At 64.2% G+C, this 19,799-nt stretch carries 19 protein-coding genes; 2 read left to right on the forward strand and 17 right to left on the reverse strand.

The features are described from left to right. The first annotated feature begins 36 nt into the window (after window positions 1-36). On the forward strand, window positions 37-348 hold the full coding sequence (locus ACH5N8_RS13565) for a BrnA antitoxin family protein (RefSeq protein ID WP_483281710.1): 312 nt from the start codon (window positions 37-39) through the stop codon (window positions 346-348). Window positions 349-1,261: 913 nt separating this feature from the next. On the opposite strand, the gene ACH5N8_RS13570 is transcribed toward ACH5N8_RS13565, so the two are convergent. The 13 genes from ACH5N8_RS13570 to secA all read right to left on the reverse strand — a co-directional run bounded on the left by ACH5N8_RS13570 (window position 1,262) and on the right by secA (window position 14,699). After that, on the reverse strand, window positions 1,262-1,564 hold the full coding sequence (locus ACH5N8_RS13570) for a hypothetical protein (protein WP_483281711.1): 303 nt from the start codon (window positions 1,562-1,564) through the stop codon (window positions 1,262-1,264). A gap of 11 nt (window positions 1,565-1,575) precedes the next feature. Further along, window positions 1,576-2,016, reverse strand: a complete 441-nt coding sequence (locus ACH5N8_RS13575; protein WP_483281712.1) for a single-stranded DNA-binding protein — start codon at window positions 2,014-2,016, stop codon at window positions 1,576-1,578. Window positions 2,017-2,323: 307 nt separating this feature from the next. After that, on the reverse strand, window positions 2,324-3,424 hold the full coding sequence (locus tag ACH5N8_RS13580) for an AAA family ATPase (RefSeq protein WP_483281713.1): 1,101 nt from the start codon (window positions 3,422-3,424) through the stop codon (window positions 2,324-2,326). Next, window positions 3,417-4,367, reverse strand: coding sequence for a toprim domain-containing protein (locus tag ACH5N8_RS13585; protein WP_483281714.1), 951 nt, complete (start codon window positions 4,365-4,367; stop codon window positions 3,417-3,419). Before ACH5N8_RS13585 ends, ACH5N8_RS13580 begins: the two co-directional genes overlap by 8 nt. Further along, window positions 4,357-4,602, reverse strand: a complete 246-nt coding sequence (locus tag ACH5N8_RS13590) for a helix-turn-helix transcriptional regulator (RefSeq protein WP_483281715.1) — start codon at window positions 4,600-4,602, stop codon at window positions 4,357-4,359. Before ACH5N8_RS13590 ends, ACH5N8_RS13585 begins: the two co-directional genes overlap by 11 nt. Window positions 4,603-4,904: 302 nt before the next feature. Beyond that, window positions 4,905-5,129: a hypothetical protein gene (locus tag ACH5N8_RS13595; protein WP_483281716.1), complete on the reverse strand. Its 225-nt coding sequence runs from the start codon at window positions 5,127-5,129 to the stop codon at window positions 4,905-4,907. Between the two features lie 372 nt (window positions 5,130-5,501). After that, entirely contained in the window at window positions 5,502-5,741 is a 240-nt protein-coding gene (locus tag ACH5N8_RS13600; protein ID WP_483281717.1) for a hypothetical protein, read from the reverse strand. Between the two features lie 81 nt (window positions 5,742-5,822). Further along, on the reverse strand, window positions 5,823-6,560 hold the full coding sequence (locus ACH5N8_RS13605; protein ID WP_483281718.1) for a hypothetical protein: 738 nt from the start codon (window positions 6,558-6,560) through the stop codon (window positions 5,823-5,825). A gap of 92 nt (window positions 6,561-6,652) precedes the next feature. Continuing rightward, on the reverse strand, window positions 6,653-7,915 hold the full coding sequence (locus ACH5N8_RS13610; protein ID WP_483281719.1) for a tyrosine-type recombinase/integrase: 1,263 nt from the start codon (window positions 7,913-7,915) through the stop codon (window positions 6,653-6,655). Window positions 7,916-8,132: 217 nt separating this feature from the next. Then, window positions 8,133-9,542, reverse strand: a complete 1,410-nt coding sequence (gene glnA / locus ACH5N8_RS13615; RefSeq protein WP_483281720.1) for a glutamate--ammonia ligase — start codon at window positions 9,540-9,542, stop codon at window positions 8,133-8,135. Window positions 9,543-9,714: 172 nt separating this feature from the next. After that, complete coding sequence (locus tag ACH5N8_RS13620) at window positions 9,715-10,668, reverse strand: Nudix family hydrolase (protein ID WP_483281721.1); 954 nt, start codon at window positions 10,666-10,668, stop codon at window positions 9,715-9,717. Between the two features lie 73 nt (window positions 10,669-10,741). Then, complete coding sequence (argJ, locus tag ACH5N8_RS13625) at window positions 10,742-11,956, reverse strand: bifunctional glutamate N-acetyltransferase/amino-acid acetyltransferase ArgJ (protein WP_483281722.1); 1,215 nt, start codon at window positions 11,954-11,956, stop codon at window positions 10,742-10,744. Window positions 11,957-11,969: 13 nt separating this feature from the next. Further along, a complete protein-coding gene (secA, locus tag ACH5N8_RS13630) occupies window positions 11,970-14,699 on the reverse strand; it encodes a preprotein translocase subunit SecA (protein ID WP_483281723.1) in 2,730 nt (909 codons plus the stop codon). Window positions 14,700-14,808: 109 nt separating this feature from the next. Here secA and ACH5N8_RS13635 point away from each other — a divergent pair, with 109 nt between their 5' ends. After that, on the forward strand, window positions 14,809-15,357 hold the full coding sequence (locus ACH5N8_RS13635; RefSeq protein ID WP_483281724.1) for a DciA family protein: 549 nt from the start codon (window positions 14,809-14,811) through the stop codon (window positions 15,355-15,357). 126 nt (window positions 15,358-15,483) lie between these two features. Here the strand turns inward: ACH5N8_RS13635 and lpxC are convergent, their stop codons facing one another. The 4 genes from lpxC to ACH5N8_RS13655 all read right to left on the reverse strand — a co-directional run bounded on the left by lpxC (window position 15,484) and on the right by ACH5N8_RS13655 (window position 19,744). Next, window positions 15,484-16,395, reverse strand: a complete 912-nt coding sequence (gene lpxC / locus ACH5N8_RS13640) for a UDP-3-O-acyl-N-acetylglucosamine deacetylase (RefSeq protein WP_460026583.1) — start codon at window positions 16,393-16,395, stop codon at window positions 15,484-15,486. 127 nt (window positions 16,396-16,522) lie between these two features. Next, the gene (ftsZ, locus tag ACH5N8_RS13645; protein ID WP_483281725.1) at window positions 16,523-17,677 is read right to left on the reverse strand and encodes a cell division protein FtsZ; all 1,155 of its coding nucleotides are present in this window, start codon (window positions 17,675-17,677) and stop codon (window positions 16,523-16,525) included. A 30-nt stretch (window positions 17,678-17,707) separates the two neighbouring features. Next, complete coding sequence (gene ftsA / locus ACH5N8_RS13650) at window positions 17,708-18,940, reverse strand: cell division protein FtsA (RefSeq protein ID WP_460026581.1); 1,233 nt, start codon at window positions 18,938-18,940, stop codon at window positions 17,708-17,710. A gap of 63 nt (window positions 18,941-19,003) precedes the next feature. Next, on the reverse strand, window positions 19,004-19,744 hold the full coding sequence (locus tag ACH5N8_RS13655) for a cell division protein FtsQ/DivIB (protein ID WP_483281726.1): 741 nt from the start codon (window positions 19,742-19,744) through the stop codon (window positions 19,004-19,006). Between the last annotated feature and the right edge of the window lie 55 nt (window positions 19,745-19,799).

The following is a 19,799-nucleotide window of genomic DNA, read 5'->3' on the forward strand; positions in this document are numbered from 1 at the left end:
GCTTGCGAAAAGCCAACCGGCGGGAGGCAAGGCGATATGCAGATCAGGACTAGACACGGGCGCGTCATCGACATGCCCACCCCTCTGGAAGATGCCCGCATCACGGCGGCGGCGGAATCCGACGAGGACGCCCGCCCGCTGTCCGAGGCGGAATGGGCGGCGGTTCGCCCAAGGCGCGGACGCCGACCAGCGACAACCACCAAGACGCGCATCACCATCCGACTGGACGCGGACACGGTGAAGATCTACAAGCACCATGCCGCTGCCATCGGGGCCAACTACCAGAGCCTGATGAATCAGGTATTGCGGCAACATGCGGATGAATTGGACGACAAGGAGCCGGCGTGACCCGGCGCCAGACCCAGGCCCTGATGCTGGCACCGGCTGGAATCCGAGCGCGGCGGGCTTAGGACAGGGCCTGGGCGTCCTGCCGATGATGGAAATGTTTCTAATAGAAACATTAAGACCAAGGGCGGCACCAATCTCGACTACACCCTCCGCCGCCTCGCCCGCGACCGACCGGATTTGCATGAGCGGGTGGTTCGGGGGGACGCGATAATACTTGCTTCCATTTGATATGCCGCCAAGACGGGGCAGCAACGGTAGCAGTCGATTTCCTGCCGTGGATCATGAAGGAAGCCAAGGAAAGGCAAAGGGCAGATGCGAGAAACCCGCCGCGCGGCGGGTTTCTGTGTCTACAGCCACTAATGGCGGCTTGTCCATGGTGAGACAGCATCATGGAGAGCAGGCACCGACACCATAAACACTGATGCGGCTAGCTGAGGTTGAAGCCTATCTTGGGGAGTGGCCGCAACCCTCGACCACTCCCCCCAGACCAGCCATTACGGACTCATTACGGAGTCACCGCTTGCTCCTCGCTAAACCGGGAGGGAGCCGCCTTATCTCAGGCTTGGTTGACTGTTCTGGCACTCTGAATATAGGTCAGATGGCCAATAAGTCAAATCACCAGCCGCGAAGAGACCCGCGCCGCCATCGAGACCTTGCTGACCCAGGCCGACCAGCAAACCACGCCAGGGGCTGAGGGTGAGGTGAAGCCGGGTGGGGCGAATAACCCGCTGGGGCTGGGTGGCAAGTCGGGGAAAACGGCTGAGGAGGCTGGGATTGTCAATCCGCGCAATACGCGGAATGACAAAGATGACAAGCCACACCACGATGATGTTTCTGGGGTGCTCCGCCGCCTGACCCGCGCCGCCAAGGGCCAAAAGTCCCACGGGGTCCCGGCGTGGCTCATGAGGCGCGCTCAGTGGACCCTTGAGACCAGCTCGCCATTCGCCTCGGCAGCAACCTCCGCCGCCGGCAGGCCCAGCGTGTCGGCCACGGCCTCAGCTGCGTAGACAGGCCGCCCATCGGCATCGAACCCCGCCGGCTCGGGCAGCAGGTCCAGCTCGCGCATTTTGGCGTTCATCATGTCGAGGAACCACTTCGGCGCCACCCGGATTAGCCGGTCCCAGGCCCGGCGCGCCTCCGGAGTTTCGCATTGGCCGCGCTCGGTCAGTTCGTTGAACGCGGTCAGCGCGGCGAGGAATTCGTTTTTTTTGCTCATGGCTCCTCCGGTCAGAAAGTAATGGCGTCATCAAAATCCTGTCCGCCTGGCCGGCCATAGGTCCTGCCCCATTCGTCGGGCGGTGGGGCGGTTGGGGCGGATTTTTCGGCGGGTGCACGGTCGGTGTCGCCGCGCTTTTTTCGGAGCTGATAGGCCGACAGCAGCGCATTGGCGATGATTTCCATGCCGTGCCGTATCTCGCCGCTTTTTGCCTGATACTCGGTCGGCTTGAGGTTGCCGGCGACGGAAACCGCATCGCCGGCATCGAGCCGGGCTAACTGGTCGGCCACATCACTGAACGCCAGAATCGTAACGAAGGCGGACAGCGCCGCGCCCTCCTTGTCCTGGCCGCAGGGCACGCGAAGGGTGGCGTTGCACCAGCGGGTGCCGCTGGCGCTGGTACCGGATTTTGGGGTGCGGACGAGTGTGCCGCTTGCGAGTGCTGAAAGCATGGTGGTTTTCCTCGTGGTCAGCCGGAAGTCCCGGCCGTCGCTGCCCGCTGGGGTGAGTGGTCAGCCGGCCGGAACCTCGCGGCGCGGCATGGGGTTTCTCGCCAAAGGGATGCCAGCAAATGTATTGCGCGGCATTGCGCGGACGATTTTTGCCTGCTCCGCGCAATAGCCGGGAAACCCTGGACAGAGCACTCGCGCCTATTGCGCGATTGCTCGGTTCCTATAGGGCCGCGCAATAGAACCGCGCAATACATTTCGGCCGGTGGGATGCCGGATTTGGCCACCATTGCGCGGCAATGCGCGGGGCTCATTGCTCACCCCGCGCAATAGGTAGGCGCTTCACGGGATGCAGGTAATGCGTCCTCCGACCCTGGCGTTCATCCTGCGGCAGGTCGATTTCAACCACCCGACCCTCGGCCTCAAGCGCGGCGAGCAGTGCCTTGATGGCGTCTCGGGGGATGCCCGGCGGCCTATCATCCTCAAGGTTTCGCTTGGTGTAATACCTCCGCGGCGTGGCGTTGAAGCCGGAGACGATGCAGTTTTCGAGCTGGTCAGCCATCGCGCGCTTTTCGGCCTCCGGGTTGTATGCGGGCCGATAGGTCTCAACCACGCAGCATGACGACTTCGGGTGGCCACACTGGTTGGTCCTCACTTCGTGCACCGCCAGCCCAAACTCGTGCCCCTTGCCATCCTCGGCATCCTTGGCCTTCACCGTTCGCCAGCTTTTGGCGCCAGCCTCGTCCTTGTGCACAAAAATGGAAGCGTCGAGACTGCCGCGATAGCTCGAGTGCCCCATCTCCGTGGCACCGACCGCATTGCTCTTGATGGTGGCGTGGTAGATGCAGACCACCAGACAATCGCCCTCGCGGCGGATGCGGTCGATGGCCTTGATGACCCGCCCCATATCTCCCCCGTTGTTGAGGTCCATCCCCGGCGTGGCCCGCGTCAAGGTATCGACAAACACCACCGGCCGGACGCAGCCACGAATCAGCACCAGGAGGTGGCCAATATCATCGGCATCGCCGCACAGCTCGAAGGGCGCCTCGATGACCTTGAACGCATCGGGAATAACTTTGCCGGCGCCGTTGGCATGCGCCTTAAGCCGGTCGACGATGCCGCCTTCGCCCTCCAAGGCCAGGTACAGGACTTGGCGCTGCGCCACCCGGTAGCCGAACCAGTACCGGTCTCCTCGGGCAATGGCCAGCGCCATATCCAAGGCGAGAAAGGTCTTGCCTGCGCCGCTCTGCCCATAGACGCAGGCGGAACCTGTGGCGGGCAGAACGTCCTCGATGGTTTCCTCTGCCGCCGGGCGCTGCAAAAGCTGCGGATAGGTCAGCGGCACAAAGCGACAATCGGGCGCGCGTGCCTTGCCCAGCGGGTCGAAAGCGATGACAGTCGGCTCATCCATGGTGCGCCTCCCCCAAAACGGCAAGGTCATTCCAATCACTGCCACTCACACCCTGCGGAAACTCGGGGATGCTCAACTCCGCCCGCGCCGCCCTGGCAGCGGCTTCGGCCTTTTCCCGACCAGCCGGGTCGGCATCGCCTGCGATGATGATGCGGCGGCCGGGGAAGATGTCGCGGAGCTCCGTTGCCACCGCGAGCAGGTTGCCAGCGCTAAACGCGACATAGGCGCCGAATCCCGTCCGCTCAGCCAACGTGGCGGCGGTCGCGTAGCCCTCGGCGACGAAGAAGGTTTGCGTGCCACTGCCGACCCAGTGCATACAGCCTTTCGTACGGCCGCCAGTCATGAACCGCTTGGCAAACCCGGTGCTATCCGGGGTGATGCTTTGAATACTCCAAAGCCGGCCCCATGAATCCCGAAGCGGAATCAGCAGGCTGTCGCCCCGGACACGCACGCCCCATGGCTTGACCCGCTTGTGTGCCAAGTACAAATGGCCCTCGCACTCGGTCGCCTGTTCCCAAATCCGGGCCGCGCGCCGGGCGGCCTCAAGGTAGCGCAATTGCTCCTCGGCCTCCCGTTGGGCGCGAGCTGCGGCGATGCGCTCGCGGGCGTGGGGGTCGGCCTGTGGGCTGCCAGCGGCCCTCCAGGTCCCCCTGGCCCCGCTCGTGTAGTCCATATACCACCCGGCGGGGTGGCAGTCGGCGTGAAGGGTGTAGGCCCCATTCCGCGTGCCGCGCTTGTGCCCATCCACGTGAACCCGATGCAGCCGGCCATCAGCAATGATGGGGTCATCTGTTGCGACGCCGGCCCCGGCCATCGCGGCGCGGAACTCGGTCTCAATGTCGCTGGCCGTCGGGATGGCATACTGGCCTCGCACTCTGGGGTAGACCCTCCCGTTCCCGGCGCTGGCGGCGTCGGGGCGGGGGCTGCGCACATCAGAGGTCATGACTGGTTCCCTCCTGCTGCAGACCAGCGCGCAGGAACTCCTCCACGTCGACCTTGCGCCAGCGGATGGCGCGTCCAATCTTCAGCGGCGGCGGGAATTCGCCGTCCCTGATTTTTCGCCACGTCGTGGTCCTGCCCCACTTCATGAGCCCCATAACTGCCTGAACCGTCACCAAACCTTCTTCCGGTAGCTCCCGATATCTGCGCAGGGCTTCAAGTTGCTTGTATTCGCTCATCGCGGCACCTCGAAAAAACTAGCTGAACACGACGAAAATTTGGGCGTCACGACACTTTTGCCGCAAACCGGCAACCGCCAAGTCGTTGTTTTTGCTGGTTTTCATGCCGGCCTCCCGCCGGGGGAGCTGACTCTAGGGGCTCGCTGATTTCTTGCGCAGCCGCCCGCGCAGCTTCCGCGCTACTGAAGGGGCCGGCTATATGGTCGATGTACTGCACGCCTTGGTGGAACCTGGCGCAGGTAACAAAAAACTCGTCGCGGTCAGGGCCGAAGAATGTGGCGACCCCAATGCGGATGGCGCGGTCACGCATGGCGGCCCCCCAGCAGGCCCGCGAGCTCGCGCAGGCTGTCTTGAACAGCGGCCAGAACGTCAGGATCGGGGCCATGGACGAGCAGCTGCTCGACCAGATCGGCAGCCGCCTCAAGCTCAACAAGGGCGCCTTGAAGGACTTCGGGCGAGGGAGAGTAGGCGCGAGCTGCGCCGGAGGCTGGGCGGACGACGCCCTTGGGGTTGGCGTTGATAGCCATTGCGGTTCTCCGTAGTGCTGGATAACCGCCACCGTCGATTGCTACGTCGATTGGGTGGCGACTGATGCGGGGGTAGCAAACAGGCCTACGGGAAGCCTGCCACTCCGAAGAGTGCCCCGCACCAATCGCCATAGAGGAACGATGGGCACGAAAAAAGCGCTCATGCGGAATGGCGCTCTCAGATGCGCCGTAGTTTACCGGGTTGCTACGCCCTGCCCGTGATGCGTCACGGGATACATTCGAGTCTACCGCCTGGCGCTGGCGCGTCGAATCAGTATTACTGATGGATGACGCGATTATGGCGGCGTGTGGTTTATGCATCGCCCCGGACGACGATCGGCAAAGGCGAAGCGTGCTTCGTATTTGCTGGCATCAGGCCACCCTCCCCGTCCGCTTGGCTGCCGCGCCACGCGGGAGGGAGGGGGCGGACGCCTTGGCCGCCAGATAGTCGGCCACGGAGTCGCCGTCCACGCGCGTCATCTTGGGCGACAGCCGGACAGCCCGAAAGACTCCTAGGCGAATCTGGCGGTCGACAAAACTCAGGCTGGCGTCCAGGTGTTCCGCTATGCGCTGTTTGGCGTGCAGTTTGCCGCGTAGGTCATCATTCGACATCGTTGGGCTCCAGATGGAAGGAGCCCCAGACGATAGGCCGGGCGGCGGTAATCAAGCGGCCCGGTAATGCCCGGTAATGGGCTAGATTTCCACCTTTTTTCGTTGCGGGCGCAGAATCTGGCGAATGCGGCTATCGGTTAGCCCATACCGAATGCCAAGCGCATGCGTGGGCGCGGCGTGGCCGGCGGCAACCATTGCCAGATAATCTCGATAGATTTGCTCGTCGCGGCCTGGAGCCGGCTTCACGAGGCCACCTTTGCGGCCAGCCGCCGACAGCTTTGCCGCAATCTCGACCTTCGCGGCCTCGGCTTCCCGCGCACGCTGGCGTCGGCGGACATCGCGCAGATCGTCGACATGGAACAGCCAGGCCGAGGCCGGGACGATGAGGCACGCCGGGGTCAGATCATCGGCCAATGGGGCGACATAGCCATCCACATCCGCGAGAATATGCCACGGCGGGGCGCACTGGCTGAACTCGGCGGGGACCACGGTGAGGGGCTCAAGGAAGTCGACCTTGTGCCGGCGCCCGTCGAGCGTCATGGATTGCCCCAGTCGTGGCGGATTCAGTGCCCGCAGATAGCCGTCGAAGTACCCACGCCGATCCGGTATCGGGCGATAGGCGGGGCCATCAGGATCGCCAAAATCCAGAACGTCGGCAGGCGGCCGATGCGGGAAAACCCCCACCAGACCCTGATAGCGAAAGCAGACGGGTATCTCGCCCAGTTCGGCGAGGCGACGGACATCCAGTGGCGTACATTTGTCGCCGGATTGCTCCGCAAGCCACGTGGCAGCCTCGGCAGAGGTAAAGAAGATTGACATGCCACCCCTTCACGGCAGCGCTTTATGGTGTGAGCGGGCAGCGGATGAAGAGGTCCGTGTTCGGCTGGCCGGCCTAGCCCGTGGGCGGGATTCTAACGGATCGGCACAACTTTGCGGCCCGGCACCTCCGATTCCAGCCGCGACAGATGCGCCAGGAGGCGGCGGGCCGCATCAGCCTTCTGCGACAGCAGGTCGGACTTGTCGTAAATCCGATCCATCGCGGAATCGAGCGCGTGGTCAAGGTATCGCTGCCGGGTCTCGTAATCGACGCGCAGCTCGGTCAGCAGGCTCTTGCAGGTTGCGCGCAGGTCGTGCGGCGTGACCCGCCGCCACTGGCCATGCTCCCGGTGCAGTCGGTCCATCGCGTCGGCAAAGGTCTGACGTTTGCTCCTCGCCGTGCGTCCATGGACATGCCGCCGCCCCTCCTGATGGAACAGATAGCCGGACCGGTCGGCTATCGCCAGCAGTTCCCTAACCCAGTCGACCGCCTCGGGCGGCAACGGCATCTCGTGTGGGCCTTGGGTGAACCGCCGGTTCTTGCGGCGCTCGGGCGGGATGCGCCAGACCCCGGCGGCCAGATCGAATTCATCCACCTTGGCCTCGGACAGTTGCGAAACACGCACCCCGGTCAACAGCAACAGCCGGACGGCCAGTTCATAGGGACGCGGAATGGCGGGCAAGGCTTTGAGGAAAGACCGCAGTTCGTCATCCTTCAGGGCCGTGCGCTGTTTTGGTGCAGCCTCCTTCTGACCGACAATCGCGCTGGCCCTCAGATCACGGCACGGATTGGCGGGAACCATGCCCTGACCCACAGCCATGTGGAAGAACTGGGTCCACAGGATCAGGACGTTCCGCGGCAGGGTCTTGCCAGCCTGTGACGACGCTCGCACACAATCGCCGATGTCGGCCGGCTTGATCTTGTCGACCGGGACGCTGCCATAGCCCGGCCTGACGTATTTCTCGTACAACCGGACCCGCTGGGCATGGGCGTGGGCCGCCAGGTCCTTTTCCGCCATCGTCAGGTAGTGCCTGGCCAGATCCTCGACCGTCCAGGCGCTCCGGGCTTCCTGCTTCCGTCGGCGCTTCTCAAGCGCCACGTCAGTGCCTGTGTCGACCTCCCGCCGTAGCCGCTTGGCCTCCTCTCGCGCGTCCGAGATGCCCCAGGCGGGGTACTGGCCAATGACGATCTTCTTGCGCCTTGTGCCCACGTAGTACCGAAGCATCCAGGATGCGCCGCCACCAGGACTCGCCACGAAGGTCAGCCCCGGCACCACGCCGTCGGCCTCGGCGATCTTCCGCCCCTCCCGTTTCGCTCGACCGATAAGCGAATTGATTTTCGGTTGCGTGATGGACATAGATGAAATCCGCTGCAGGCCACGCCACACAAGGGCTTGAGGGCATTTTGGGTACCTTTTGAAATGGCCCTCTACAAAAGGTACCCACTGGGGTACCCATGAATTATGATATGCATGGCTCCATTTGGCAGCAATCGGATAAACGAAAGCCCCGGCTGGCGGGGCTTTCAGAGGCTTTTGCGATGCCTATGGCATCACATGGATATGCATTTATGCACTAGAGGCTGTAGTACATGTCGTACTCGACCGGATGGGTGCTCATGCGCAGACGGGTCACGTCTTCCATCTTCAGGCTGATGTAGGCGTCGATCATGTCGTTGGTGAAAACGCCACCACGGGTCAGGAACTCGCGATCCTTGTCGAGGGCTTCCAGCGCCATGTCGAAGGAATGGCAGACCTGGGGGATAGCCTTTTCCTCTTCCGGCGGCAGGTCATAGAGATCCTTGTCCATGGCGTCACCCGGATGGATCTTGTTCTGGATGCCGTCCAGGCCTGCCATCAGCATGGCGGCGAAGGCCAGGTAGGGATTCGCGGTGGAGTCCGGGAAACGCACCTCGATGCGGCGCGCCTTCGGGTTCATGACATAGGGCACGCGGATGGAAGCCGAGCGGTTGCGGGCCGAATAGGCCAGCATGACCGGCGCCTCGAAGCCCGGCACCAGACGCTTGTAGCTGTTGGTCGACGCATTGCAGAAGGCATTCAGGGCCTTGGCGTGCTTGATGATGCCACCGATGTAGTACAGCGCGGTCTCGGAGAGCCCGCCATACAGGTCGCCGGTGAACAGGTTCTTGCCGTCCTTCGCCAGCGACTGGTGCACATGCATGCCACTGCCGTTGTCACCGACCAGGGGCTTGGGCATGAAGGTCGCGGTCTTGCCGAAGGCATGGGCGACATTCTGGATGACATATTTGAGGATCAGCACTTCGTCGGCCTTCCTGACCAGGGTGCCGAACTTGACGCCGATTTCGCACTGGCCGGCAGTGGCCACCTCATGGTGATGCACTTCGACCACCAGCCCCATGTCCTCCAGCGTGTTGCACATGGCCGAGCGCAGATCCTGCATGGAGTCGACCGGCGGGACCGGGAAGTAGCCACCCTTGGTGCCCGGACGATGGCCGATGTTGCCATCCTCGTAGACCTTTTCGGAGTTCCAGCCGGCCTCTTCGGAGTCCACCTTGTAGAAGGAACCCTGCATGGAGGCGCCCCAGCGCACGTCGTCGAACACGAAGTATTCGTTCTCCGGCCCGAACAGCGCGGTATCGGCGATACCGGTGGATTTCATGTAGGCTTCGGCGCGCTTGGCGATGGAGCGCGGATCACGTTCGTAGCCCTGCATGTCGGCCGGCTCGATGATGTCGCAGCGCAGGACCAGCGTGGCGTCATCGAAGAACGGATCCATGACGGCAGTGGTGGCATCCGGCATCAGGATCATGTCGGATTCGTTGATGTGCTTCCAGCCGGCAATGGAGGAGCCATCAAACATCTTGCCTTCCTCGAACATGTCTTCATCCACGGTGCTCGCCGGAATGGTGACATGCTGCTCCTTGCCGCGGGTATCGCAAAAACGCAGGTCCACATAGCGGACTTCGTTTTCCTTGATCATATTGAGCACGTCTTTCGGGGACATTCTTAATCACTCCTCGCAGGTTGTCAGAACGGGTGGGTTGAAAGCAGCAAATCGTTTCGATGGAAAAGCAAAAGTCAGACCAATGCCGAGGGTTTGACACCATGCGGGCAACACCCCGAGTACCGGGCCGACCTGCACCATATTTGACCACGAATGAATCATTTCGGTGCAATCAGGCCAAGAAAGCGCGTATCGCCGCCAGGCCTTGCGCCCCCGAGGCCTTTGCCAGGGCCATATCGCTCTCCCTCAGCCCTCCCAGAGCGTAAACAGGCAGACAGGCGGCGTCCACCAGCTGGCTGAAGGCCGACCACCCCAACGGGGTCGCCTGCGGGTGGGTGGCGGTGCTGGCCACCGGGCCGAGCACGGCAAAATCCGCCGCCACCCGGTGGGCCTGGGCCAACTGTGCCGCATCGTGGCAGGAAACGCCCAGCCAGGAGGAGCGCACGACATCCGGCTGGGACGCCAGCACCATCAACTCATCCGTACGCAAATGGATGCCGCTGGCACCGGCTTCCAGCAGCGCCGCGGCCCGCGCCTCCACCAGCAGGGCAATACCGGCCTTTGCGCAATAGGCCGTGGCCTGACGGCCCAGCGCCAGATAGTCCGCCAAGGAGAAATGGGCAGCGCGCAGACGTGCCAGGCGGATACCACGCAGGCTCAGGCTGGTCAGTTGCCTTTCAAGCAAGTCGGGATCCGGCTTCTCCGGCGCGAGGATGGCGTAGCGATCCGGCAGGCGGGCGGCGGTGACGATGGGACGGTTGGCAGCCGGAAACCGGTAGGCCGGCAACTCATCTGGCTTCACCCAGCGTATCGGCTGACCTTCCAGGCCCGTCGGCAGGCCCGAGAATGCGGTAACCCGCCAGACATGCAGACGGACACGCCGGTCGGGGTAATCGTGGCGCAGCGTGATCAGGGGGTCCGCCGCAACCACCGCGATGCCCAGTTCTTCGCGCAGCTCGCGGGCCAGCGCCGCGCGGGGACTCTCGCCACGGTCCAGCTTGCCGCCGGGAAATTCCCACATCCCGCCCTGGTGGCGATGATCGGCTCGACGGGCAATGAGCACCCGACTCGCCGTATCCTGGATGACGCCGGCAGCGACCTCCAGGACGGCCTCTTGGCCGGCCATCAGAGGGTCAGGGTCCGTGGCCATGCCGGCATCAGGCGGTTCATCCGGGGCATGCTCGGGGATGGCGCCGGCCTCAGGTCCGGTATTCCGCGTTGATGCGCACGTAGTCGTAGGAGAAATCGCAGGTAAGCACGGTCTCGGTGGCGCTGCCACGCCCCAGCACGACCCGGACGAGGATATCGTCCTGCGCCATGACCGCGGCGCCGGACGCCTCGGTGTACCCGACAGCGCGACAGCCCTGGTCGACGATCTGTACGCTGCCGAGCCAGATCGACACCCGGTTGATGTCCAGATGCTGGCAACCCGCCCGGCCGATCGCCGCCAGGATGCGGCCCCAGTTGGGGTCGCTGGCGAAGAAGGCGGTTTTCACCAGCGGTGAATGCGCGATGGTCTTGGCCACGGTCCGCGCTTCCCCACCATCCGCCGCCTGCTCGACGCGGATGCGGATGAGCTTGGTGGCACCCTCGCCGTCGCGGACGATGGCCTCCGCCAGTTCGGCGCAAACCTCGAACACGGCCTGCTCGAAACCCGCGAACTCCGCCGTGCCCGACACCAGCCGCGGAGCCGGCGACATGCCGGAGGCCAGCAGCACGCAGGCATCGTTGGTGGAGGTGTCGCCATCCACGGTGATGCAATTGAAGGTTCTGTCGACGCAACGCGCGAGCAGGGATTGCAGGTCGGCGGCGTCGATCCGCGCGTCACTTCCGAGGAAGGCCAGCATGGTGGCCATGTCGGGATGGATCATCCCCGCGCCCTTGGCAATACCGGTGACCGTGAGCGTGTCGCCCGCGACCGGTATCCGGCGGCTGGCCATCTTGACCCGGGTATCGGTGGTCATGATGGCGCGCGCGGCACGCTCCCAGCCTTCCTCGTCGAGGGAGGCCAGGGCCTCCGGCAGGGCCTGCTCGAGCCTGTCCAGCGGCAGATATTCGCCGATCACACCGGTCGAGAACGGCAATACCTGCCGCGCATCGCCACCGGCAAGGCCGGCCAGGCATTCGCAGGTCTGCCGGGCATCAGCCAGCCCGCGTTCGCCGGTACCGGCATTGGCGTTGCCGGAATTGACCACCAGCCAGCGCGGCGCGGACGCGAGATGTTCGCGCGCCACGATCACCGGCGCCGCACAGAAGGCGTTGCGCGTGAACAAGGCCGCGCAGCTGGCATCCGCCTGCGTCTCGATGACCAGGAGATCGTCGCGTCCCTGACGCTTGATGCCCGCCTGGGCGACGCCCAGACGGATGCCGGGAACAGGAAAGGGCTGGCACATGCCGGGCAGGAGGGCGGTCATCCCTGGCGTCTCCTCAGTCCAGCTTGCCGTGGCAATTTTTGAATTTTCTGCCGGAGCCGCAGGGGCAGGGGTCGTTGCGGCCGACCTTGGCGCTGTCGCGGACAAACGGGCGCGCCGCCGGGGGGGCGGCGGGTTCGCCGGTGTCGGCGTCGTCGGCCGCCTCCGCCGCCGCCTCGCCGAGGGCGCTGACCTCGGCATGCTGGTACTCGAACTGCTGCGGCGCGCGGTTCTGCTCCTCCATCTGGTTCACGTCCTCGTCGGAGCGCACCTGTACCTTGGAGACGATGCCGATGACTTCATGCTTGATGCCGTCGAGCATGGAGGTGAACATCTCGAAGGCTTCCTTCTTGTATTCCTGCTTGGGGTCCTTCTGGGCGTAGCCGCGCAGGTGGATGCCCTGGCGCAGGTGATCCATGGCCGCCAGGTGCTCCTTCCAGGAGTCGTCCAGCACCTGCAGCATCACGGTCTTCTCGAAGTGCCGCATGACCTTGGGGCCGATGGCGTCGGCCTTGTCGCGGTAGAGCCGTCCCAGATGCTCGACCAGGCGCTCGCGCAGGCGGTCCTCGTCGAGCCGGGCGTCGTCGTCCAGCCATTGCTGGACCGGCAGGCGGACGCCGATGTCGCGCTCCAGCGCCTCTTCCAGGCCCTTGACGTCCCACTGTTCCTCCAGCGTCTGCGGCGGGATGAACTGGGTGAACAGCTGGGCCACGCTGTCGCCACGGGCGGCGTCGATGGTGGCCGAGATGTCGTCGCTCTGCATCAGCTGGTCGCGCATGTGGTAGATGACGCGGCGCTGGTCGTTGGCGACGTTGTCGTATTCCAGCAGTTGCTTGCGGATGTCGAAGTTGCGCGATTCGACCTTGCGCTGGGCATTCTCGATGGCCCGCGTGACCCAGGGATGCTCGATGGATTCGCCGTCCTTCATGCCCAGTCGCTGCATGAGCGCGGCAACCCGGTCGGAGGCGAAAATGCGCATCAGCGGGTCTTCCAGCGACAGGTAGAAGCGCGAGGAGCCGGGGTCGCCCTGGCGGCCGGAGCGGCCGCGCAGCTGGTTGTCGACACGCCGCGATTCATGCCGCTCGGAACCGATGACGTGCAGGCCGCCGGCGGCGGTGACCTGCTGGTGCCGGGCTTCCCAGGCGGCCTTGGCGGCGGCCAGGGCCGCCTGGTCCCCGGGGTCGAAGCCGGCGGTATCCTCTTCCAGGCTGCCGCCGAGAACGATGTCGGTGCCGCGACCGGCCATGTTGGTGGCGATGGTGACGGCGCCGGGCTTGCCGGCCTGGGCGACGATGTGGGCTTCCTGCTCGTGATGCTTGGCGTTGAGCACCTGGTGCGGGATACCCTGCTGCGTGAGCTGCTGGGAGATGCGTTCGGAGTTCTCGATCGAGGTGGTGCCGACCAGCACCGGCTGGCCGCGCTGGTGGCAGTCCTTCACGTCTTCGACGATGGCCTGGTATTTCTCGCGCACGGTCAGGTAGACCAGGTCGCCGAGATCCCGGCGCGCCATCGCCCGGTTAGGCGGAATGCAGACGACTTCCAGGCCGTAGATCTGGTGGAACTCGGTGGCTTCGGTGTCGGCCGTGCCGGTCATGCCGGACAGCTTGGCGTAGAGGCGGAAGTAGTTCTGGAAGGTGATCGAGGCGAGGGTCTGGTTCTCGTTCTGCACCGCCACGCCTTCCTTGGCCTCGACGGCCTGGTGCAGCCCCTCCGACCAGCGGCGGCCGGGCATGGCGCGGCCGGTGAATTCGTCGACGATGATGACCTGGCCGTCGCGCACGATGTAGTCGACATCGCGCTGGAACAGGGCATGGGCCTTCAGCGAGGCGTTGAGGTAGTGCAGCAGGCGGATGTTGACGGCGTCGTACAGGCTTTCGTGGGGCTGGATCAGGCTGCTCTCGACCAGCAGCCGCTCGATGTGCTCGTGCCCGGCTTCGCTCAGAAACACCTGGCGCGATTTCTCGTCGACCGAATAGTCGCCAGGGCCGTCTTCGATCGCCTGCCGGGTCAGCCGCGGCATCAGCACCTGGATCTTCTGGTACAGGTCGCTGCGGTCCTCGGTCGGGCCGGAGATGATCAGCGGCGTCCGCGCTTCGTCGATGAGGATGGAGTCGACCTCGTCGACGATGGCGAAGAACTTGTCGCGCTGGACCCGCTGGTCCAGGCTGAAGGCCATGTTGTCCCGCAGGTAGTCGAAACCGAACTCGTTGTTGGTGCCGTAGGTGATGTCGGCGGCGTAGGCCGCGCGGCGTTCCTCGGTGCCGAGGTTGCTGACGATGCAGCCGACCGTGAGGCCGAGAAAGCGGTAGATCCGGCCCATCCATTCGGAGTCGCGGCGGGCCAGGTAGTCGTTCACGGTGACCACGTGGACACCCTTGCCCGGCAGGGCGTTGAGGTAGGCGGCCAGGGTGGCGACCAGGGTCTTGCCCTCGCCGGTCTTCATCTCGGCGATCTTGCCGTCGTTGAGCACCATGCCGCCGATCAGCTGCACGTCGAAGTGGCGCATGTTGAGCACCCGGCGCGAAGCTTCCCGCACCGTCGCAAAGGCTTCCGGCAGGATCTGCTCCAGCGTCTCGCCCTCGGCGAGGCGCGACCGGAACACCTGGGTCCTGTCCTGCAGCTCGGCGTCGGACAGCCCCCGGTACTCCGCCTCCAGGGCATTGATGCGCTTGACGATCCTGCGTTTCTTGTTGACGATGCGGTCGTTGCGGCTGCCAACGACCATCTTGACCAGCTTGCCTAGCATTGAGGTTGACCCCAGAAGTCCGGTGGACGGTAAATCTTGGGGATGATACCGCAAATGGGGCATCCTGACGCAGAGCCGGGTTTGGCGCTCCTGCCGCATACCCTCCGCCATGCGAGAAGATCACAACGCCACGCCAACCCTCAGAATCCAGATGGCCAGGAAACCACGCCCCCTCTCCAGCTTTCTTGGCGGCTCCTCCACGCTCGAATCCCTGGTTGCGGAGGCGCATCGGCATGGACGACTGCTCGAGCAGGTGCACGCCTGCCTGCCGGCAACGATGCGGCTCCACTGCCGGCACTGTCTGATTCGGGGCAGAACGCTGGTCCTGCTGGTGGACTCACCGGGAAGCGCGACACTGCTGCGATTCCAGCTGCCGGCGCTGCTTGATCAGCTGCGTGCCCGGGAGGGGCTGCCCATTCAGGACATCCGCCTGCGCAACCTGCAAGCAGTGCGGGACATCACGGACAACCGGCGCAGGCTCCCGCGCGTTGGGCGAGCGGTGCCGGAGTCCATCCGCCAGGCCGCCATCGGCAGGGAGACCAGCGAGATCGGCGCCGCCCTGCTGCGACTGTCGCGAACGCTCGCCCGGGTCGAGCGTCAGGGCAGCGGCCAGACCGGTTTCCCGCAGCGGGGGCGCGGGACCGGGGACACGTCCTGAACCTGAAGCCCGGCATGATGCAGAGGGCGACGGCACGCCATCGGCAATCCGGGGCCCGGAAAAGTCACGGGGCATCGGGCGGGCGCCACGATACCCCGTGCTCGGGAGCGAAGGCGATGACGCCGCTCAGGTCGCGACGGCGAGACGGCTGTAGCAGATCGGCAGCGTGGCTTCGTCCTCGAAGGTCACGGACTCCCAGGCATCGACCTGGGTCAGAAGCCGCCGCAACAACTGATTGTTGAGACCATGCCCGGACTTGTAGCCTTCGAAAGCGCCGATCAGGCTGTGGCCCAGCAGATAGAGGTCACCGATGGCATCGAGGATCTTGTGCTTGACGAACTCATCGGCATAGCGCAGACCATCCTCGTTCAGGATCCGGTAGTTGTCGACCACGATGGCGTTGTCCATGCTGCCGCCCAGCGCCAGCTTGCGCTTGCGCAGCGCCTCGATGTCGCGCATGAAGCCGAAGGTCCGGGCACGACTCACCTCCTTGACGAACGAGGTGGAGGAGAAGTCGATACTGGCTGTCTGCACGTCGTCACTGAACGCGGGATGATCGAAGTCGATGGTGAAGGTGACCTTGAAACCATCGTAGGGGGTGAAGCTGGCCCATTTGTCACCCTCTTCCACCCGGATGGGCTTCCGGATGCGAATGAATCGCTTGGGCGCATTCTGCTCCTCGACACCGGCCGACTGGATCAGGAACACGAAGGGACCGGCGCTGCCATCCATGATAGGCACCTCCGGCGCGCTGACATCGACATAGGCATTGTCGATACCCAGGCCAGCGAGGGCCGACAACAGATGCTCCACCGTGGACACCTTGACATCACCGCGGATCAGGGTGGTCGACAGCGTGGTGTCGCCAACATTCTGCGGTGTCGCGGCGATATCCACGGGCTCAGGCAAGTCCACCCGGCGAAAGACGATACCTGTGTTGGGAGCAGCGGGACGCAGCGAGAGGTAAACCTTCTCGCCCGTGTGCAGGCCCACTCCCGTTGCCTTGATCACATTCTTGAGCGTTCTTTGCCTGATCATCGATATTCTCCTGATCTGGTTACGATGCCGCCAGGCCACTCCCGCCCGCCGGGCATGAATGACCTGACCCGCATCACGAGGCCCGTTTCGATCTGAACGAGCCCTTGAGTCGTCCTGCGGCCTGGTGTCAATCAGCCTGGCGGCGCAGGAAAGCCGGGATATCCAGGTATTCGAGGTCCATCTCCTTTTCCTTTTTGGCTTCCGCGCGCGGTTCCAGTTGGGAGTGCTTGCGCGCGACGGCGGGGCGCCGGGTCATCTCGCCATAGTCGATTTCACCGGTGTTTTTCTGCACCAGCTTGAGGGTGGGCTCACTGGTCTGGCGCGCACCGGACAGGCCGGTGGCGACAACGGTGACCCGCAGTTCGTCATGCAGATCGGGATCGATGACGGTACCGATGACCACGGCCGCATCGTCGGAGGCAAACTCCCGCACCACATTGCCCACCTCGTCGAACTCGCCGATGGCCATGTCCATGCCCCCGGTGATGTTGACGAGGATGCCGCGGGCGCCCTGCAGGTTGATGTCCTCCAGCAGCGGGCTGGCGATGGCCGCTTCGGCCGCCTCGCGGGCACGGCTCGGACCATGACCGATGCCGGTCCCCATCATGGCCATGCCCATTTCCTGCATGATCGTGCGGACGTCGGCGAAATCGACGTTGATGAGACCGGGACGGGTGATGAGGTCGGCAATGCCCTGTACGGCGCCCAGCAGCACATCGTTGGCCGCCGCGAAGGCGCTCATCAGGCTGACATCGCGCCCCAGCACCGGCAACAGCTTTTCATTGGGGATGGTGATCAGCGAGTCAACGAACTGACTGAGTTCGTCGATACCCTTTTCCGCGGTTTCGCGACGCTTTTTGCCTTCGAACGCGAATGGCTTGGTCACGACGGCAACCGTCAGAATGCCGGCCTCCTTGGCAATCTCGGCAATCACCGGCGCCGCGCCGGTACCCGTGCCACCGCCCATGCCGGCGGTGATGAAGACCATGTCGGAGCCCCCGAGCACCTCGAGGATGCGGTCACGATCGTCGAGCGCCGCCTGCCGGCCGATCTCCGGGTTGGCACCCGCGCCCAACCCCTTGGTGAGCGCATTGCCCAGCTGGATCACCGACCGGGCCTGCAGACTCTTCAGGGCCTGGGCATCGGTGTTGGCGCAGATGAAGTCCACACCCTCGACCTGGCTGTTGACCATATGGTTGACGGCATTGCCACCGCCGCCGCCGACGCCGATCACCTTGATGACGGCGTTCTGACTATAGGAATCCACGATTTCGAATTTCATCGGACCACCCCCTTGATTGATTGCCAACGCTTAAAAATTCCCCGTAAACCAGCTCTTCATGCGCGCCCACAGGCTCCGGAAGCCGGGCCCCACCGAGCCCTGGTGCTCGCCATGCAGGTGCTGTTTGCCAAACAGCAGCAAGCCGGCCCCCGTTGCATAGGCCGGGTTGCGCACCACCTCGCCGAGACCGCTCACGGATTGCGGCATGCCGATGCGTACCGGCATGTGGAAGATCTCCTCGGCGAGCTCCACCAGACCTTCCACCCGCGCGCTGCCGCCGCTGATCACGACACCCGCGGCGATCAGGTCCTCGAAGCCGCTGCGCCGCAGTTCGGCCTGCACCAGCAGCAGCAGTTCCTCATAGCGCGGCTCGACGATCTCGGCCAGATTCAGCCGGGAAATCTGCCGTACGGGCCGCTCACCGATGCTGGGCACCTCGATCACGTCCTCAAGACTCGCCAGCTGCGTCAGCGCACAGGCATGCTTGATCTTGATGTCCTCGGCAAACTGGGTCGGCGTGCGCAAGGCCACGGCGATGTCGTTGGTGACCTGGTCGCCGGCGATGGGGATGACCGCAGTATGCCGGATGGCACCATCGGTGAACACGGCGATATCCGTGGTGCCACCACCGATATCCACCAGGCAGACGCCGAGATCCTTCTCGTCATCGGTGAGCACCGCGGCACTGGAAGCAAGCTGCTCCAGGATGATGTCCTCGACTTCCAGCCCGCAACGACGGATGCACTTGACGATGTTCTGCGCGGCACTCACCGCACCGGTTACGATGTGTACCCGCGCCTCGAGGCGGATGCCGGACATGCCGACGGGCTCCTTGATCCCCTCCTGGCGATCGATGACATATTCCTGCGGCAGGATATGCAGGATCTTCTGGTCGGCCGGGATCGCGACGGCCCGGGCCGAGTCGATCACGCGGTCGACATCGCCCTGCGTCACCTCCTTGTCTTTGATGGCAACGATGCCATGCGAATTCATGCTGATGATGTGGCTGCCGGCGATGCCGGCAAACACGGAATTGATGCGGCACCCGGCCATCAGCTCGGCCTCGTCGACCGCTCGCTGTATCGACTGGACCGTGGTTTCGAGATTGACCACGACCCCTTTCTTAAGACCCCGCGATGGATGGGTGCCCAGGCCGACAACCTCGATGTCGCCCTCCGGATTGATTTCGCCGACGATGCAGGCCACCTTGGACGTGCCGATATCCAGTCCGACGATGAGATTGCGGTCGGATTTCTTAGCCATCGCTCAAGCGTCCATTTGTCATAGTTGGGTCTAACTGTATCAAGACGGTATAAAGTTTGTTCATCAGCCGGCGTCTTGCCCGGAATCATCGGGAGCCGCCGGCGACGCGGCGGGCTCGTCCTCCCCGGCCACCGGCTTCCAGGTGACGGCAAAACCGCGCGGATAGCGCAAATCCAGCGTCCGCAGGGCGGCAAACCGCTGCATGCCGAGCCTGGGCAGCAGGCTCAGGAAGTGCTCGGTCGCCCTGACCGGCTCCTGGTTACCATAAGCAATCTTCAGGCCATTACTCAGTTCGACGGTCAGGGCCAGACGCTCGCTCAGCGTCAGCCGGGTCACCTGCAACCCTTGGGGGGAAAACTGGCTGCCCAGCGCCCGCAGCAGGGCCAGCGTTTCCGCTTCCCGGCCCCGGGGACCGGACAACTGCGGCAGGTGGTCAAAGCCTTGGGTCTGGGATGACACGCGGAAGACCTCGCCCTCGTCGCTGATCAGGCTGCCATCCCCCCAGCGCGCGGCCGGCAGTTGCTCGCGCAGCTCGACGACCAGCGTATCGGGCCAGACACGGGCCACGCGCACCGACCCCACCCAGGAAAGATCGGCGAGCGTCCGTTCCAGCTGTTGCAGATCGACGGCGAAATAGCTTCTAGCTACTTGCGGAAGGATGCCCCGGCAGAGCTCGTCGGGGTCGACATTGGAGAAGTCCCCCTCGAAACGGACATAGCGGATCGGCAGACAACGGTCGATTTCGCGGGCGATCGCCTCCCGCTGGACATAGAGCGCAACCCCCGCGCCCATCACCCCCAGCACCAGCAGGGCTCGACGGAGCCAAGGATGATGGCGCCTTCGGGGACGGGATCTGGAT

It is taken from the genome of Methyloparacoccus sp. NF-16, from assembly GCF_056880625.1.

Bases quoted from the DNA above. Each gene is read 5' to 3' on its own strand.
- glnA (WP_483281720.1), bottom strand. From the start codon at position 9,542: ATGTCCCCGAAAGACGTGCTCAATATGATCAAGGAAAACGAAGTCCGC.
- secA (WP_483281723.1), bottom strand. From the start codon at position 14,699: ATGCTAGGCAAGCTGGTCAAGATGGTCGTTGGCAGCCGCAACGACCGC.
- ACH5N8_RS13620 (WP_483281721.1), bottom strand. From the start codon at position 10,668: ATGGCCGGCCAAGAGGCCGTCCTGGAGGTCGCTGCCGGCGTCATCCAG.
- ACH5N8_RS13600 (WP_483281717.1), bottom strand. From the start codon at position 5,741: ATGTCGAATGATGACCTACGCGGCAAACTGCACGCCAAACAGCGCATA.
- ACH5N8_RS13575 (WP_483281712.1), bottom strand. From the start codon at position 2,016: ATGCTTTCAGCACTCGCAAGCGGCACACTCGTCCGCACCCCAAAATCC.
- ftsZ (WP_483281725.1), bottom strand. From the start codon at position 17,677: ATGAAATTCGAAATCGTGGATTCCTATAGTCAGAACGCCGTCATCAAG.
- argJ (WP_483281722.1), bottom strand. From the start codon at position 11,956: ATGACCGCCCTCCTGCCCGGCATGTGCCAGCCCTTTCCTGTTCCCGGC.
- lpxC (WP_460026583.1), bottom strand. From the start codon at position 16,395: ATGATCAGGCAAAGAACGCTCAAGAATGTGATCAAGGCAACGGGAGTG.
- ftsA (WP_460026581.1), bottom strand. From the start codon at position 18,940: ATGGCTAAGAAATCCGACCGCAATCTCATCGTCGGACTGGATATCGGC.
- ACH5N8_RS13580 (WP_483281713.1), bottom strand. From the start codon at position 3,424: ATGGATGAGCCGACTGTCATCGCTTTCGACCCGCTGGGCAAGGCACGC.
- ACH5N8_RS13635 (WP_483281724.1), top strand. From the start codon at position 14,809: ATGCGAGAAGATCACAACGCCACGCCAACCCTCAGAATCCAGATGGCC.
- ACH5N8_RS13590 (WP_483281715.1), bottom strand. From the start codon at position 4,602: ATGAGCGAATACAAGCAACTTGAAGCCCTGCGCAGATATCGGGAGCTA.
- ACH5N8_RS13585 (WP_483281714.1), bottom strand. From the start codon at position 4,367: ATGACCTCTGATGTGCGCAGCCCCCGCCCCGACGCCGCCAGCGCCGGG.
- ACH5N8_RS13595 (WP_483281716.1), bottom strand. From the start codon at position 5,129: ATGGCTATCAACGCCAACCCCAAGGGCGTCGTCCGCCCAGCCTCCGGC.
- ACH5N8_RS13565 (WP_483281710.1), top strand. From the start codon at position 37: ATGCAGATCAGGACTAGACACGGGCGCGTCATCGACATGCCCACCCCT.
- ACH5N8_RS13610 (WP_483281719.1), bottom strand. From the start codon at position 7,915: ATGTCCATCACGCAACCGAAAATCAATTCGCTTATCGGTCGAGCGAAA.
- ACH5N8_RS13605 (WP_483281718.1), bottom strand. From the start codon at position 6,560: ATGTCAATCTTCTTTACCTCTGCCGAGGCTGCCACGTGGCTTGCGGAG.
- ACH5N8_RS13570 (WP_483281711.1), bottom strand. From the start codon at position 1,564: ATGAGCAAAAAAAACGAATTCCTCGCCGCGCTGACCGCGTTCAACGAA.